The following is a 15,378-nucleotide window of genomic DNA, read 5'->3' as shown; positions in this document are numbered from 1 at the left end:
GATGGCAGAGACCGGTGGGCCGCTCGGCTCGCCGGGTCTCTGCGGTTACGGGGCACATCCGACGGACCGAGCGATGGCATGTTCGACCGGGCTTCGTGCTGTCGTGTTGAGAACCCCAGCGCTGGCTAGCATCGGCCACATGCGGAGAACGGCCGGGCGCTCGTGACCGACGTATTTCACGCCATCACCCCCGGCGACCACTTCTCGCCCCGCACCGGATCGGCGATTCCTACCGTGGTCGACGGACTCGCCGCTGCGGCGGTGCGCGCCGATGCGCCGTTTCGGCAGTTCGTGGTGCTCGACCGCACGACAATGCGGCCACGATACGACAGCGCGGCCATCATCGAGTACTCGGGTGCAAACAGCCCTACACGACGTGAGCGCGTGATCGACCTTGCTCGGGGTCGGGTGGGCCTCCCGCGCACAGCTGTGGCACGGTACTACGCGCCCGTCGCGCAAGAGATCCGCACGCGAGAGCCCGCGTTCGTGCTCGCGCACAACGCCCCTGTTCTCCCCTGGCTGCTGCGTGACACGGAGCATCGGGTCGTGCTGTACGCACACAACGACCTCCTGCGCACCTACTCGCGCTTCGACTCCGGTCGCATGCTCGACACCGTTGCGGCGATCGTCTGCGTCAGCGAGTCGCTGGCCGACCGCACGCGGGCCGCGCTCCCCAGGCGACTCGCCGAACGGGTTCGGGTCGTACGCAACGGCATCGACTGCGAGTGGTTCACACCCGCGGCGAATGGTGAGGGCGCGGCATCCGTCACCCCTGATGCGAGGCTGCGCGTCGTGTTCGTGGGCCGAATGGTCGCCGAGAAGGGGCCCGACGTGCTGATTCGGGCCGCGAAGCACCTCGGGCGTCGCGATCTCGAGTTCCTGCTGGTGGGGAGCCAGGGGTTCGCCAGCGATTCCCCGTTGTCGCCGTATGAACACGAGTTGCGCGGGCTCGCCGATGAGGCAATGGCCGCGTCGGGCGCCCGCATTCGCTTCGAACCGTTCGTCGACCGGATGGCACTGCCTTCCCTGCTTCGTGGCGCAGACCTGCTCGTGGTGCCGTCTCGCTGGGAAGAGCCGAGCGGTCTCACCGCCGCCGAAGGTCTCGCCACCGGACTCCCGGTGATCGTCAGTCGCGTGGGCGGGCTGCCGGACGTTGTCGGGTCGGCCGGCCTGCTGGTCGAACCGGACGACCCGGCGGCGCTCGCCGAGGCGATCGCCATGCTCGCCGATGATGCGGAGGCGAGGCGGCGGATGTCGGAACGCGCCCGGGCGCACGCGATCGCACACGACTGGTCGTGGGCCTGGTCGAATCTGCGGCGGGGTGCTCGAGGAGCTTTGACGCCGGGGACCTATCCTCGGGAGACTTCGAGACCCCGCAGCACCGCGGCCATCGCGGCAGCGCGGTCGCTCCAATCGGCGACAGCCCCGTCGGCGCCGGCCGGGAAGCGCGACGGCGCCGGCACCGCAGCGGCGACCGCCGCCGCGAACGCGTCGCCGGAGGCGATCATGATGCGCGGGTCATCCTCGTCCCGGAAGCCCGCGACAGCGGTCGAAACCACGGGCCTCCCGACCGCCTGATATTCGTAGAGCTTGATCGGGTCGAGGCTGTCGGTGAACGCGGTCACGACATGCGGCACGACGAGCACGTCGGCGTGCTGCAGGTAGCCGATCACCTCGTCACGCGAGCGCGGGCCGAGCAGTCGGGCGCCAGCCGCGTGCAGGCGCGCCGCCTGATCCGGCGAGAGCAGGTTCGGGCCGACGAGCACGAGCGTGCCCGTCGAGCCGAGTGCGCGCGCGGTCGCCTCGCACAGGTCGACGTCGATGCGGTCAGGGTGCACGGTGCCGAGATAGAGGGCGACCGGACCATCGGGCAGATCCGTTGGCCGCGGAGCGGGGCGGCGGTAAGCGTCGACCTCGACGGCGTTGGGGATGAGCGTCACGGGTCGGGTCGCGCCCTTGCGGCGTGCCAGCTCGGGTGAGCACACGACCACCTCACGGGCGAGTTCGAACAGCCGCGCCTCGTTCGCCGCGACCCGGCGAAGTTCAGCAGCCGGCCGGTCTGCTGTGAGCCAGTCGTCGGTGATGTCGTACAGCGTCGGCCAGCCCGATCGTTCGGCGAGCGCGACCGCGCCGGGGTCGTTGATCCAGAGCAGCGGATGCCGCATGTCGAGCGAGTCGGCGGCCCGCATCACGGCGCGCGCGAGGCGCTCGTCGGTACGCGGGTCGAGCCGGCGGGGCATCCACTTCACGGGGCGCACCGTGAACAGCCGGCCGGGCGCGACATCCGGAACCTCCCGCACGCCCCGGGCGAACGATGGACGCCGCCGCGAACGCAAGTCGTGTGTCGGGTCGGCCGGGGGTTCGACGAAGAGCACGCGCAGCGCGGCATCCGTTCGCAGAAGGCCCGCGACGAGGTGCTGGTTGCGGCGCCACACGTCGTCCCACGCCTCGAGCGACATCACCACGAGATCGGTCATCGCGCACTCAGGTAGACGGCCTCGGTTGCGGCAGCCTGCGCGCGCAGGGAGAACTCGCCCTGTTGGCGCTTGCGCACCGCGAGCGACAGTGCGTTGCGGCCGGTGTCGTCTTCGGCGAGCGAGCGCAGGTTGCGGGCGGCCGCGTCGGCATCGCCCGGCGGAAACATCGCGCGCGGATCGAGCCCTGCGAGCACGTCGAGATGTCCGGCCGCACTGGCGGCGACGACCGGGAGACCGCCGGCCATCGCTTCCAGGAGGGTCAGCCCAAGCCCCTCGACCGGGCACGGGGCGATCAGAATGCCGGCGCGATCCATGACCTGCGGCAGATCGCCGCGATACCCGAGGAACTCGACCGCCGACGAGATGCCCAGCTCTTCGGCCAGCGACTCCAGCGCCTCGCGCCCGGGTCCGATGCCGGCGATCTCGAGGGTCCAGCCGTCGTCGGCGAGACCGGATGCTGCGAACGCGCGAATCCCCACGTCCGTGCGTTTCTCGGGCTGGAGCCGCTGCGCCATGAGGACGACGCGTTCGCGCAGAGTGACGTCGCGCAGCGGGCGGCTCTCGATTCCCGAGTGGACGACAATGCTGGGGCCGTCGGCGGAGTCGGCAACGGCGCGGCTGATCGAGATCTGCCCGTCGATGCGGCGTCGCACGAAGGGGCCGATCGGCACTGGGCCGACTCGTCCCCGCGCCTTTGCGAAATGCCGCGTTGCGACGACGGCCGGGCGGCGCGACCGGCGAGTGAACCAGAGCGCCACTGCCATACCGACCTCGGCGGCGGTCATGTGGGTGTTCACGACGTCGAACCCGCCCCGGAGCTCTCGCACGGCGCGAGTGACCTCGATCGTGCGTGCCGCCGGGACGTGCTCGATGCCGGCCTCGGCGAGGGGAGGCCGCATCCGGTCGGTGGCGCCGCCGATCACGGTGACGCGGTGGCCGTCGGCAGCCTGTGCGAGCGCGAGGCGCAGCACGAACTGCTCGACGCCCGAGAAGCCATCGGAGCGGATCGCGTGCAGAATGCGAAGCGGCCGCGTCATCTTGTTCCCGTCGCCGAGGCTGACGTCACTGTCCTCGCCTTCGGCGCTGTCGCGCCGCAACGACTCGATGAGCGCGAGATACCGACGCGCGATCTGGGGCCAGGCGTACTGCTCCGCCGTGCGCCGTGTGCGGTGGCGCCACTCGTCGAGCGGCTGTGACGCGAGCTCGGCCAGGCGCGTGCCCACCGACGCGGCGTTGCGTTCCACGATGAAACCGTTGTCTCCGTCGACGAGGATGTCGGGCGCAAAGCCCACGCGCGTCGATACCACCGGCAGACCGCACGCGAGCGCCTCGAGCACGACCAATGCATTCGCCTCATAGGCGCTCGGCAACACGAGCACATCGGAGGCCCAGATGAAGGGGATGGGGTCGCGCTGGGAGCCTGCGAAGTGCACGCGTTCACCGACGCCTGCCTGCCGTGCCTGTGCCCGCGCCCTGCGGATCATGTCGGGTGAGCCGCCGACCACGAGGAGCAGCACGTCGGGTGCCGTCCGTAGGGATTCGATGGCGATGGGGAGGCCCTTGCGTTCGAACTCGTGGCCGATGAACAGCGCGATCGTGCGCTCGTCGTCGATTCCGAGCTTCGACCGAGCCTGCACGCGCTCCGCGGCATCCGGCGGCCGGAACCGCTCGATGTCGACGCCGTTGGGAATGACGTGGATCGGCGCGTGCACGCGGCCGTAGGTAGAGCGCAGCAGTTCGGCCTCGGTCGTCGTGAGGGCGACGACGGCTCGGTGTGTGCGACCGCGATACCGGATGCGGTCGCGAAGCGCGGTGAACAGGTGCACCGGGTTGCGCACCATGCGCCAGATGTATTCGCCTCGCGCGCGCATGGCGGCCTGCAGGAGGCCGTGGTTCACGTAGACGTCGCCTGCCATGACGTCGTTGTGCGTGATCGAGACGGCATCTGGACGCGCGGCGAGGAACTGTCGGGCTCGCCGCGTGCCCACGGTGCTGAACCAGATGACGTTGCGTGCACGAGTGAGATGGGTGGCAACGGGTGTGCGCACGCGCGGCCTTCCCGGTGGCCTGCCGGCGTCAGCGGCCGTGAACCGCTCGACGGTCGCTCCCGCGGCGACGAACTCGCGCTCGAGCGCGTACGCCACACCCGCGACGCCGCTGCCGGGAGCGATCGCCGGGGCGATCTGCACGATGTGCGTCATCCGCCGGTCCTTGCAACCGGATGCCCCGAACCGCCGTGCTCGCGCTCGGCCTGCAGCTCCTCGGCGAGTTCGAGATACCGCTCGGCGATCCTGCGCCATCCATAGGGCTCGACGGACTCGCGGGCGCGGCGACCCCAAGCGGCGAGCTCGGTCTCGTCGAGGTTCGCGAGCTGCTCCATCCGTTCGCCCACCGCGCGCCCGTCGCGCTCGACGAGGAATCCGTTCACTCCGTCGACGACCACCTCGGGCGCGAACCCGACGGGCGTGGCGATCACCGGCAGCCCGGCGGCGAGCGCCTCGAGCACGACGAGCGCATTCGCCTCGTAGGCGCTCGGCAGCACGAAGAAGTCGGAGGCGTGCAGGAATGACACCGGCGGCCGTCGTGGACCGAGGAACAGGACGCGCTCGCTGACACCGAGCTCCTTCGCCTCGGCGTAGGCCTCGGCGATGATGTCGTCGTTGCCGCCGATGATGAGCAACAGCACGCTCGGCGCGTGAGACAGCCCCTGGATCGCGAACGAGAGCCCCTTGCGCGAGAACTCGTGCCCGACGAAGACGGCCACGCGCTCCTCGGTTCCGAGCTTCAGTTCGGCTCGCGCGGCGTTGCGTTCGTCGGGCGTGGGAGGTCGGAACTGGTCGAGGTCGACGCCATTCGGGATGACTTCGATCCTCGGGTGGACGGGGCCGTACGTGGTGCGCAGGTCCGTGGCATCCGCTTCGGAGAGGCATACCACCGCGCGGTGCGTGCGCCCTCGATACCTGATGAGGTCGCGGAGGTAGATGAAGACATGGATGGGATTGCGGTAGATGCCCCAGAACGACCGTCCCCGCGCCCGCATGGAGGCGAGAAGGAGGCCGTGGTTGACGTAGACGTCGCCGACCATCACGTTGTTGTGCGTGATCGTCATCGCATCCGGCCGGTCGGCGAGGAACCGGCGAACGCGCAACGTGCCGATCGTGCTGAACCAGACCATGTGCCAGCCGCCGAGGATGCGCTTGAGGACGGAGTTCTTCGGCGTTCGTCGCGTTCGTCGCGTTTGGGCGTCGATGAACGTGAAGCGCTCGACGTCGACGCCGAGCGCGCGGAACTGCTGATCGAGGTGGAATGCCACTCCGGCTACGCCGGTACCCGGGCCCATGTAGGGGACGATCTGCACGATGCGGGTCATGCGGTGGTTCCCTCGGTCGGGGTCGGGGTCGGGGTCGGGGTCGCCGTTGCTGCCGTCGCTGCGAGGGCCGGCCTCGTCGCAGACGCACGGTACTGCGCCTCGATGCGCACGGGCCCGAGGCGATACAGGGCCGCGCGCCTGCGGGCCGCTCGCCCGCGCTCGCCAGGCAGCACGACCGAGCGCGTCATCGCACCGAGCCATTGCCCGGCGCGCGCCCACTGCCAGCCCAGCGCACCGTAGTGCTTTCGCAGGAACCGCTCCTGCGACGCGTGGAAGTGCGCCTCCCGGCGCCGCGGATCGCCGCCGGTACCCGCGCCGACGTGCATCGCGCGCGCCTCGGGCACGCCCGCGTGACGCCAGCCGAGCCGACTCGCGCGATACGCCCAGTCGGCCTCTTCGGCATAGAGGAAGAAGCGCTCGTCGAAGTGGCCCACCTGGGCGAGCGCCTCAGCGCGCAGCAGCAGCACCGACCCGATCACGTAGGTCGGGTCACGGCGGAGGCGTGCGAGCCCGACCGCCTCGAGCCATGTGCCGCCGGGCGACGGCAGCCACCAGTCGACCCGTGCCGGACGGCCGTCGTCGTCGACCTGCGCGGGCCCGACGCTCGCGAGGTCGGCGCGGGCCCGCAGGCCGCGCTGCAGCACGGAGACGTCGTCGGCCGCGATCGTGGCGTCGGGGTTCAGGAGGAGCACGTCGGCTCCCGGCACGAGTCGCTCGCGCAGGGCGACGTTCACGCCCGCAGCGAAGCCGCCGTTGCGCCCCGGGTCGAGGTAGCGCACGTCGAGTTCGGCGCAGAGTGCGGCGATGTCGGCCATCGACGAGTTGTCGACGACCGTGACGGGCAGGGTGGCGAGGGGCTCGAGCGCCCGCCGGAGCAGCTGGGGCGAGCCGTACGCGACCACGATCACCTCGACGCCGACCTTCGATGCGTGGGCGGATGCCTCGTGCACGACCGAACGGTAGAGATCGAGGTACTCGCGACCCACGGCGGTCCAGCTGCACGCGGCGGCGCGTACGTACCCGCTCGACCGCAGCTCGGCGGCGCGGTGCCCGCCGGCCTCGGCCAACGCGGCCGCGAGGGCTGGCGCATCGCCTGCCGGCACGACGATCCCGGCACCGCCCACGACGTCGGGCAGGGCGCCCGCGTCGCTCGAGACGACCGGAATGCCGCAGGCCATCGCCTCGACGGCTACGCGTCCGAACTGCTCGGTCCATGTCGGGGTCGGCAGCGATGGCACGGCGAGCACGTCGAGCGTGCGGTAGAAGGCGACGACGTCGTCGGGGTCCACCGGTCCCAGGAACTCGACGCGGTCCGAGAGGCCGGTGGCAGCAGCGGATGCCTCGAGGGCGGCTCTGAGCGGTCCGGAGCCGCCGATCCGGAGCCGGAGCCGTGCGTCTTGCGCGACGGCCTCCAGCAGGACCGTGAGGCCCTTCTCGGGCACGAGACGGCCGAGGTACCCGACAAAGATCGGAGCGAGCGAGTCGGGGTTTCGATACGCGTCGCTTCGCGTCGCTACTCGACCAGCGATGATCGGCGCATCAACGTCTGCGGCGGCATCCGCGGGCCTGAAGCGTTGTTCGTCGACGCCGAGCGGGATGACCCGGGCGCGCCCGGCGAACCCCTTGCCCTCGACGATGCGGGCGGCCTCTGCGTTGCACGCCGAGATACCCGATGCCTTGCGGAGCGCCCATCGCTCGAACCAGCGGAAGGGCACGAGGTAGCGCTTGCGGATGTTCTGCGCCGTGTAGAGCACGACGGGCGTGCGGCGGGAGCGGCGTCGGAGGGCACGGAGCAGGAGGATCTCGGCGGTCGCGAGCGCGAACGGCTCCTCATGGATGTCGATCACATCCCAGCGTTCACCGACTGCCCGCCAGATCGGGCGAGGGTGGAACAGGAAGAGGGCTGGATGGCGACCGACGGTCGGAACGCCAGCCACCTGCTCACCCGCGCGTGGCTCGAGCGACACCTCCGCGCCGCCCGCATGCCAGCGGCGCGCGCTCAACAGCACCACGTCGACTCCGGCGACCGTGAGCGCGCGCTCACGACCTCGCCACTCGTCGACGACGGCGCTGTGTGAGACCCTGAGTACGCGCACCGCACCCCCTCGTAGACTCCTAATGGAAACCTTATCCGGGGAGCGGTCCCGGATCGCCGGCCGGCCATTTGGGGGGGGTGGGGGAGTGAGTCCTGACGCGTTCACGGTGCTCGTGGTCTGCACGGGCAACGTCAACCGATCGGCACTCGGCGCCACGCTGCTTGAGCGATGGGCGGAGTGGTATCTCCCCGAGCCGGTGGCCGCAGGCATGCGAGTGACGAGCGCGGGCCTTGGTGCTCCGGTGGGCACTCCCATGGGCCGGCGAGCCCGGATGATCGCTGAAGCGCTCGGCGCCGACGCCTCCGTGCACCGGGCCGTGCAGCTCACCGAGCAGGCCATCCGCGACGCCGACCTCGTGCTCGTCGCGTCGGCACGCCAGCGCGACGATGTGCTCGGGCAGGTTCCCGGAGCCCTGCATACGACCTTCACGATCCGTGAGGCGGGGCGCATCGCCGCCAGCCTCCCCGATCTGCCCGCACCCGACTCCGTCGCGGCACTGCGCAAACGGGTCGAAGCGATCGCCCAGAATCGGGCGAGCAACGAAAAGGGTGACGAGGACATCATCGACCCGCAGGGCAAAGACGACGAGGCCTACCGGCTCATGGCGCGTCAAGAGGTGCCGGCGCTCGCGCGCATCGCGCACACGCTGTTCGGGATGCCACAGGGCGAGGTTCTCGCCTACGACGCGGTCGCCGAGGCAGCGGCATTCGCCTTCGCGAAAGACGCCGCTTCCGATTCGTCAACCGACACTCGCACTCGCCCGCGTGGGCGGCGAGGCGTGACCGCCCTGGGCCGCCCTCGCGGCACTGACCGCGAGTCGGCATCGTCGCGCCGCGCGCTCCGCGTGCTGCACCTCGACCACACGAGTGTTCCCGGCGGTGCCGAGTTCGCACTGCTCCGGATGCTGCAGGCGGAACCGGCATGGTCTCCGTTTCTGCTGCTCGCGCCCTCGAGCGAAGGGTTGGGCGTCTACGCCGACCTTCCCGACCGGGTTCCGAGCCGGATTGCGGGAGTTCGCCAGCCCGCAGGAGTGAGCGCCGGCGGAGCGCGTGCGGCGCTCGCCGGCGGCGCGCGCGTGCTCGCCCAGGCCGTGGCCACCCGGTGCGCGCGGGTGTTCCGCGGTGCCGACCTCGTGGACGCCAACACCGCCCGTTCCGCCGCCTACGGCGCGCTCGCCGCGCGGTGGTCGCGCACGCCGTTCGTCGTGCACCTGCGCGATGTCGTCGACCCTGACGCGCTCGGCCGGTCGGGGCACGCGCTCATGGTGCGCGTCGTGCTGCCGCGAGCTGACGGGGTCATCGCCAACTCACGTGGCACGCTCGAGTCGGCACGGGCGCACCTGCGGCCCGGCGTTCTCGCCGAGGTGATCCCGAGCGCCTCGGGGGTTCGGGTCGGCGCGGCGGTGGGGCCGACGCCGAGCGACGATTCGAACGACGGTCCCGTGCGCACAGTCGGAATGCTCGCGCGCATCGACCCGTGGAAGGGCCAGCATCTCCTCCTCAAGGCGTTCGCCCGCGTGTATGGCCGCCGCGAAGTGCGCCTACAGCTCGCCGGTGACGCACCGTTCGGCCACGAGCGGCATCTCGCCGAGCTCCGTCGCAGGGCGGAGGCGCTCGGTGTCGCCGGGCAGGTCGACTTCCTCGGGCACGTGAGCGACATCGATGCGCTGCTTGCACGGTGGGATGTCGCGGTGCAGGCGTCGACGCGTCCTGAGCCGCTCGGCCAGAACGTGCTGCAGTACCTCGCGGCCGGCCTGGCCGTCGTTGCGGCCGACGAGGGCGGCCCGACCGAGTGGATCGCCGATGGCGTGAACGGCCTGCTCGTGCCTCCTCGCGATGTGGATGCACTGGCATCCGCCCTCACCCGCCTGGATACGGATGCCGCCCTGCGCGCCCGCCTCGGAGCCGCCGCGGCGGCAACACCCGGGTTGCTCGACGACGCCGCCGTGACGCGGGCCCACGCCGCGTTCTACGAACGCGTAGTGCGCCTCGTCGCCGAGCGTCGTCGTTCGGTGGTCGAGTAGCGCCCGGCGGAGCCGGACGAGTATCGAGACCGGGTGCCCGCGTTCGAAATACCACCACGTCTCGATACGCGTCGCCTCCGGCGGCGCGACTCGATGTTGAATGGCTGTGTGTACCATCCGCCCCTTACGCCCGAGCCGCCTCGGCCTGCGGCGGCAACGCGGCGACGAGCGGGTGGTCGAAGTCGAGCACGCCCGTCTTCGCGGCGCCGCCGGGCGAGCCGATCTCGTCGAAGAACTCGACGTTCGCCTTGTAGTAGTCGGCCCACACGTCGGGCAGGTCGTCTTCGTAGTAGATCGCCTCGACGGGACACACCGGCTCGCACGCGCCGCAGTCGACGCACTCGTCGGGGTGGATGTAGAGCGAGCGCTCACCTTCGTAGATGCAGTCGACCGGGCACTCGTCGATGCACGCGCGATCCTTGACGTCGACGCACGGCAGCGCGATGACGTAGGTCACGAGCCGACCAGTGCGCCGTCGCGGGAGATGCCGACCTGCTCGTCGCGGGGCACGACCTTCACGCGCTCGCGCACGAAGGCATCGGTCTCGCCGAGGGCGCGCTCGTGCGCGTCGAGCGCGAGCCAGCCATCCCACGTCGTGTAGTGGATGCCGCGGTCGTCGAGCAGCTCGAGGAGCGCGTCGGCTTCGGCGACGGTCGGGGCGGGCAGCGAGTCGCGATCCTCGATGAGGTTCGCGATCGTCTCCATCGCGTCGCCCTTCGTGTGGCCGATGAGGCCCACGGGGCCTCGCTTGATCCAGCCGGTCGCGTAGAGGCCCGGCACGGGCGTGCCGTCGGCGTCGAGCACGCGCCCGCCGTCGTTCGGGATGACGCCGCGGCGCTCGTCGAACGGCGCACCGGGTACGGGCGAGCCGTAGTAGCCGACCGCGCGGTAGACCGCCTGCACCGGGTAGTCGACGAACGTGCCGGTGCCGACGACGGCGCCTGATCCGTCGCCGACGGGGGCGTTCCGCTCGAAGCGCATGCCCTCGACGCGTCCCTCGCCGAAGACCTCGACAGGCGTGTGGAAGAAGTGCAGGTGGAGCCGGCGCGAGGCGCTGCCGACCTCGCGGGTGCGCCAGCTCTGCAGCGTGCGCAGCATGACCTTGATCTGGTTGTTCGCGGCGGCCGCGGCATCCACGCCGGCGAAGTCCTCGTCGGAGACGACGATGTCGACATCGGGCACCTCGCCGAGCTCGCGCAGCTCGATCGGGGTGAACTTCACCTCGGCGGGACCGCGACGGCCGAAGACGTGCACGTCGGTGACGGGCGAGCCCTCGAGGCCCGCGTAGACGTTGGCCGGGACATCCGTCGACCGCAGGTCTTCAGGGTGCTTCGCGAGCACGCGGGCCACGTCGAGTGCGACGTTGCCGTTGCCGATCACGGCGATGTCGGTCGCGTCGAGCGGCCACGTGCGGGGCACGTCGGGGTGGCCGTCGTACCAGGCGACGAAGTCGGCCGCGCCGTAGGAGCCGGGCAGGTCGATGCCGGGGATGTCGAGATCGGCGTCGCGGATCGCGCCCGTCGCGAGGATCACGGCGTCGTAGTGCGCGTGCAGCTCGTCGAGCGAGATGTCGCGGCCCACGGTGACGTTGCCGATGAGCCGGATGATGCCGGCGTCGAGCATCTCGTGCAGGGAGTTCACGATGCCCTTGATGCGGGGGTGGTCGGGCGCGACGCCGTAGCGGATCAGGCCGTAGGGGGCGGGCAGCGACTCGAAGAGGTCGATCGCGACCTCGCTGCCGCGCTCGCGCACGGCGTTGTTCAGGATGTTGCCGGCGTAGATCCCGGCGGGGCCGGCTCCGACGATCGCGACGCGAAGGGTCGGGAGGGTCATGGCTGTTGTGCCTTTCGATTGGAGATGGCCTCGGGGGCGTAGGGGCTGAGGGTGACGACATCGCCGACGACGATCACAGCGGGAGAGCGGATGCCGCGATGCGCCGCCTGCACGGCGATCGTCTCGAGCGTGCCGACTGTGACCCGCTGGCCGGGTCCGTAGCCGTCTTCGACGATCGCGACCGGGCAGTCGCCGCCGCGCTCGCCGCGGGCGAGGGTCGCCGCCGAGTTCGCGAGGGTGTTCATGCCCATGAGCAGGACGACCGTGTGGTCGCGGCCGCCGCTGAGCTCGCGGAGCTGCTCGTGGCCCGTGACGACGCTGAACGCCGTGGCGAGGCCGCGGTGCGTGAGCGGGATGCCCGCGATCGCCGGCACGGAGATCGCGCTTGTGACGCCGGGGACGACCTCGACGTCGATGCCCGCGGCGCGGCAGTACGCGACCTCTTCGCTGCCACGGCCGAACACGTAGGGGTCGCCGCCCTTCAGGCGCACGACGCGCTTGCCCTCGAAGGCGAGCGACACGAGCAGCTCGTTGATGCCGTCTTGCGGCACCGGGTGGTGGCCTGGGAGCTTGCCCACGTCGATCACCGGGGTGTCGAGCGCGAGCTCGTCGAGCACGGCGCGAGCGCCGAGCCGGTCGGCCACGATGACGTCGGCGGCTTCGAGGGCGCGCAGGCCGCGCACCGTGAGGAGGCCGGGGTCGCCCGGTCCGGCGCCGACGAGGGTCACACGGCCGGCGGTGACGGGTGCCACTCGAGCACGCGGGCTCATCGCACGCCTCCCGGCAGCAGGCCGCGGCGTCGCAGCATCCGTCGCTCGAGGGGGGCGAAGAACGCGAGCTCGATGAGGATGCCGATCGCGAGGATCACGAGGATCGTCGCGAGCACGCCGGCAAGGTCGGCGAGCTCGCGGCTCTGGTCGAGCATCGAGCCGACGCCGAAGCCGATCGTGCCGCCGGTCGCGATGATCTCGGCGGCCATGAGCGAGCGCCACGAGAACGCCCAGCCCTGCTTGAGGCCGGCGACGTAGCCCGGAAGGGCGGCCGGCAGTACGACGAGGGTGGCGAGTCGCGCAGGTCCGGCGCCGAGCACCGTGCCGACGCGTCGGAGTTGCGGCGGCACCTGCTCGACGCCGGCGATGAGTCCGTTCACGATCGACGGCACGGCGCCCATGAGCACGACGAAGTACGCCGTGGCATCCGTGAGGCCGAACCAGATGATCGCGGCCGGCACCCAAGCGACCGACGGCAGGACCTGGAGGCCCGAGATGATGGGACCCATCGCGCGACGGAGCGGCTTCACCTCGGCCAGCAGCAACCCGAGCGGGGTTCCGATCACCACCGCGATGAGGAATCCGAGCACACCGCGCTCGAGGCTCGTCGCGACGGCGAGCTGCAGACGACCCGACTCCCATGCCTGGCCGAGCGCGGTGAAGACATCGAGCGGGCTGGGCGCGAGGTCAGGACGAGGCTGGGCGATCACGATGTACAGCTGCCACGCGACGATGAGCGCGACGACGAAGACGATCGGGGGCAGGACGCTCGTGGTGAAGCGATTCCACGCGCTCGGGGCGCGGTCGGGGTCGGTCTGCAGCCGGTCGAGGCCGGCTTCGAGGCTGCGGAAGTCGTCGTGGGCGTCGGTACCGCGGGTCGAGGAGCCGCGCAGCGGCGTCTCGAGACCCGGTGCTCGGGTGTCGCTGGTTTCGACAGGCTCAACCAGCAGGTGTGCGGTGTCATGCGGCATTTCGGCGGATCTCCTTCCGGAGCTGCTCGGTGATCTCGATCGAGAGCGCCGCGACTTCGGGCGACTCGATGCGCCGGCCGGTGGTCTCGGCGATGCGCCATTCTCCGGCGACTCGGCCCGGCCGGCTCGAGAGCAGCACGACGCGCTGCCCGAGGCGGGCGGCCTCGCGCACGTTGTGCGTGACGAACACGATCGTGCGGCCGGTGCGGCGCCATACCCGCTCGAGTTCCTCGTGCAGGAGGTCGCGCGTGATCGCGTCGAGCGCGGCGAACGGCTCGTCCATGAGGAGCACTGGCCGGTCCTGGGCGAGGGCGCGGGCGAGGGCGACGCGCTGCCGCATGCCGCCCGAAAGCTCGTGCGGGCGCTTCTCGGCGGCATCCGCGAGGTTCACCGTGTCGAGGAGTTCAAGCGCTTCGCCCCGCCGCGATGCGCGCGGCACTCCGCGCAGGCGCAGCGCCAGCTCGACGTTCTGCCGGGCGGTGAGCCACGGCATGAGTGCCGACTCCTGGAACATCACGGCGGCGCCCTCGGGCGGCACGTCGATGCTGCCCGTCGTGGGTCGGTCGAGACCCGCGATGAGGTTCAGCAGCGTCGACTTGCCGCAGCCCGAAGCGCCGAGCAGGCAGACGAACTCACCCGCCTCGATCGAGAGGTTCACGTCGTCGAGCACGAGGGGTCCTGCGCCGAAGCGCTTGCCCAGCTGCTCGATGCGGATGGCCGTCTGCCCGCTCATGTGGTGCTCCTACTCCTCGCCGAGGCCGCCGGCGGAGACCGGCTCCTCGCCATCGGTCTCGAGGAGGCCGTTCAGCAGCCGCAGGTCGAAGAGCCCGTCGATCGAGCCGTCCTTCTGCGTGCCCGCCGCAAGGCCGTTCTTCACGAGGGTCTCGAAGGTCTCGGCGTGCGGGTCGACCGAGAAGGTCACGTGCTCGAGCGCGCGGGTGATCACGGCGTCGGCGAGCGGTTTGCCCGTCTCAGCCTCGAGTGCGGCGTTGATGACGGCGGGAGCCTCGTCGGCGTGCTCATCGAGCCAGGCGACGGATGCCACGTGGCCCTCGAGCAGCGCCTCGACCGTCTCCGGGTGTTCGGCGAGGAACTCCGCACGCACGAGCAGCACCGTGGTCGGGAACGCGCCGTCCTCCCACAGGTCGGCCTCGTCGACGAGCACGTGCGCGCCCGCATCGACGACGAGACGCGAGACCCACGGCTCGGGCAGCCAGGCCCCGTCGATGCCGCCCTGCTGGAACAGGGTGAGGGCCTGGGCGTTCTCGGTCGGGGTGACGTGCACATCGCCGCCACCCGTGGTGTCGGTCTCGAAGCCCTCGTCGGCGAGCCATGAACGGAGCGCGACATCCTGCGTGTTGCCGAGCTGCGGCGTCGCGAGCGTGGTGCCCTCGAGGTCGTCGACCGAGTCGATGCCCTCGCGCACGACGAGTGCTGCGCCCCCGGTGGCCGCGCCGGCGACGATGTGCGCCGAAACACCGCGGCTCTGGATGAACGTGTTGATCGACGGGTTCGGGCCGATGTACGTGGCATCGATCGCGCCGGCGGAGAGCGCCTCGATGGCCGCGGGGCCGGCGTTGAAGACCTGCGTGCTGAGCTTCGTCTCGCCGAGCGCGTCGGCGAAGAGGCCCTCCTCGAGCCCCACCAGGGCGGGGGCGTGGGTGACGTTCGCGAAGTAGCCGAGGCGCAGCTCGTCGGCGGGCCCGGTCGTGGCCGCTGCATCCGCCTCGGATGCAGCGCCCTCGGAGGCGGAGCAGCCCGTGAGCATCATCGCCGCCACTCCAAGAGCGGTGATCGTCAGGGTGGTGCGGGTGGTACGGATGTTCACGGTTGTCGCC

General features: G+C 71.0%; 9 protein-coding genes and 3 pseudogenes. 2 read left to right on the top strand and 10 right to left on the bottom strand.

Features of this window, described 5'->3' with window-relative positions; translation table 11 throughout:
* Window positions 1-312 precede the first annotated feature (312 nt).
* Window positions 313-1,290: pseudogene (locus tag QFZ29_RS16840) on the top strand (glycosyltransferase family 4 protein); the annotation flags it as partial.
* A gap of 236 nt (window positions 1,291-1,526) precedes the next feature.
* Here the strand turns inward: QFZ29_RS16840 and QFZ29_RS20440 are convergent.
* The 4 genes and pseudogenes from QFZ29_RS20440 to QFZ29_RS16820 form a co-directional block, all read right to left on the bottom strand.
* Window positions 1,527-2,165 (bottom strand): annotated as a pseudogene (locus QFZ29_RS20440) (glycosyltransferase); the annotation flags it as partial.
* A 308-nt stretch (window positions 2,166-2,473) separates the two neighbouring features.
* A complete protein-coding gene (locus QFZ29_RS16830; RefSeq protein ID WP_306895247.1) occupies window positions 2,474-4,678 on the bottom strand; it encodes a glycosyltransferase family 4 protein in 2,205 nt (734 codons plus the stop codon).
* Window positions 4,675-5,847, bottom strand: a complete 1,173-nt coding sequence (locus tag QFZ29_RS16825) for a glycosyltransferase family 4 protein (RefSeq protein WP_306895245.1) — start codon at window positions 5,845-5,847, stop codon at window positions 4,675-4,677. The genes QFZ29_RS16830 and QFZ29_RS16825 overlap by 4 nt, the downstream gene beginning before the upstream one ends.
* The gene (locus QFZ29_RS16820) at window positions 5,844-7,943 is read right to left on the bottom strand and encodes a glycosyltransferase (protein WP_306895243.1); all 2,100 of its coding nucleotides are present in this window, start codon (window positions 7,941-7,943) and stop codon (window positions 5,844-5,846) included. The genes QFZ29_RS16825 and QFZ29_RS16820 overlap by 4 nt, the downstream gene beginning before the upstream one ends.
* Window positions 7,944-8,028: 85 nt before the next feature.
* Between QFZ29_RS16820 and QFZ29_RS16815 the strand changes: the two genes are divergently transcribed.
* Complete coding sequence (locus QFZ29_RS16815; protein WP_306895242.1) at window positions 8,029-9,966, top strand: glycosyltransferase; 1,938 nt, start codon at window positions 8,029-8,031, stop codon at window positions 9,964-9,966.
* 124 nt (window positions 9,967-10,090) lie between these two features.
* On the opposite strand, the gene fdxA is transcribed toward QFZ29_RS16815, so the two are convergent.
* The 6 genes and pseudogenes from fdxA to QFZ29_RS16785 all read right to left on the bottom strand — a co-directional run bounded on the left by fdxA (window position 10,091) and on the right by QFZ29_RS16785 (window position 15,362).
* Window positions 10,091-10,423 (bottom strand): ferredoxin, encoded by a 333-nt coding sequence (gene fdxA / locus QFZ29_RS16810; RefSeq protein ID WP_306895240.1) that lies wholly within the window; start codon window positions 10,421-10,423, stop codon window positions 10,091-10,093.
* Window positions 10,420-11,799, bottom strand: a complete 1,380-nt coding sequence (locus tag QFZ29_RS16805) for an FAD-dependent oxidoreductase (protein ID WP_306895238.1) — start codon at window positions 11,797-11,799, stop codon at window positions 10,420-10,422. Before QFZ29_RS16805 ends, fdxA begins: the two co-directional genes overlap by 4 nt.
* A pseudogene (gene cobA / locus QFZ29_RS16800) lies at window positions 11,796-12,647 on the bottom strand (uroporphyrinogen-III C-methyltransferase); the annotation flags it as partial. The pseudogene cobA and the gene QFZ29_RS16805, both read right to left, overlap by 4 nt.
* Window positions 12,566-13,540, bottom strand: coding sequence for an ABC transporter permease (locus QFZ29_RS16795; RefSeq protein ID WP_306895236.1), 975 nt, complete (start codon window positions 13,538-13,540; stop codon window positions 12,566-12,568). The pseudogene cobA and the gene QFZ29_RS16795, both read right to left, overlap by 82 nt.
* Complete coding sequence (locus tag QFZ29_RS16790) at window positions 13,530-14,273, bottom strand: ABC transporter ATP-binding protein (protein ID WP_306895233.1); 744 nt, start codon at window positions 14,271-14,273, stop codon at window positions 13,530-13,532. Before QFZ29_RS16790 ends, QFZ29_RS16795 begins: the two co-directional genes overlap by 11 nt.
* A 9-nt stretch (window positions 14,274-14,282) precedes the next feature.
* On the bottom strand, window positions 14,283-15,362 hold the full coding sequence (locus QFZ29_RS16785; protein ID WP_306896784.1) for an ABC transporter substrate-binding protein: 1,080 nt from the start codon (window positions 15,360-15,362) through the stop codon (window positions 14,283-14,285).
* Window positions 15,363-15,378 lie beyond the last annotated feature (16 nt).

This window comes from Agromyces albus, assembly GCF_030815405.1.
GTDB classification, from domain to species: domain Bacteria; phylum Actinomycetota; class Actinomycetes; order Actinomycetales; family Microbacteriaceae; genus Agromyces; species Agromyces albus_A.
This window is presented reverse-complemented; position numbering and strand designations above follow the sequence as displayed.

Bases quoted from the DNA above. Each gene is read 5' to 3' on its own strand.
- QFZ29_RS16830 (WP_306895247.1), bottom strand. From the start codon at position 4,678: ATGACGCACATCGTGCAGATCGCCCCGGCGATCGCTCCCGGCAGCGGC.
- QFZ29_RS16825 (WP_306895245.1), bottom strand. From the start codon at position 5,847: ATGACCCGCATCGTGCAGATCGTCCCCTACATGGGCCCGGGTACCGGC.
- QFZ29_RS16805 (WP_306895238.1), bottom strand. From the start codon at position 11,799: ATGACCCTCCCGACCCTTCGCGTCGCGATCGTCGGAGCCGGCCCCGCC.
- QFZ29_RS16795 (WP_306895236.1), bottom strand. From the start codon at position 13,540: ATGCCGCATGACACCGCACACCTGCTGGTTGAGCCTGTCGAAACCAGC.
- QFZ29_RS16790 (WP_306895233.1), bottom strand. From the start codon at position 14,273: ATGAGCGGGCAGACGGCCATCCGCATCGAGCAGCTGGGCAAGCGCTTC.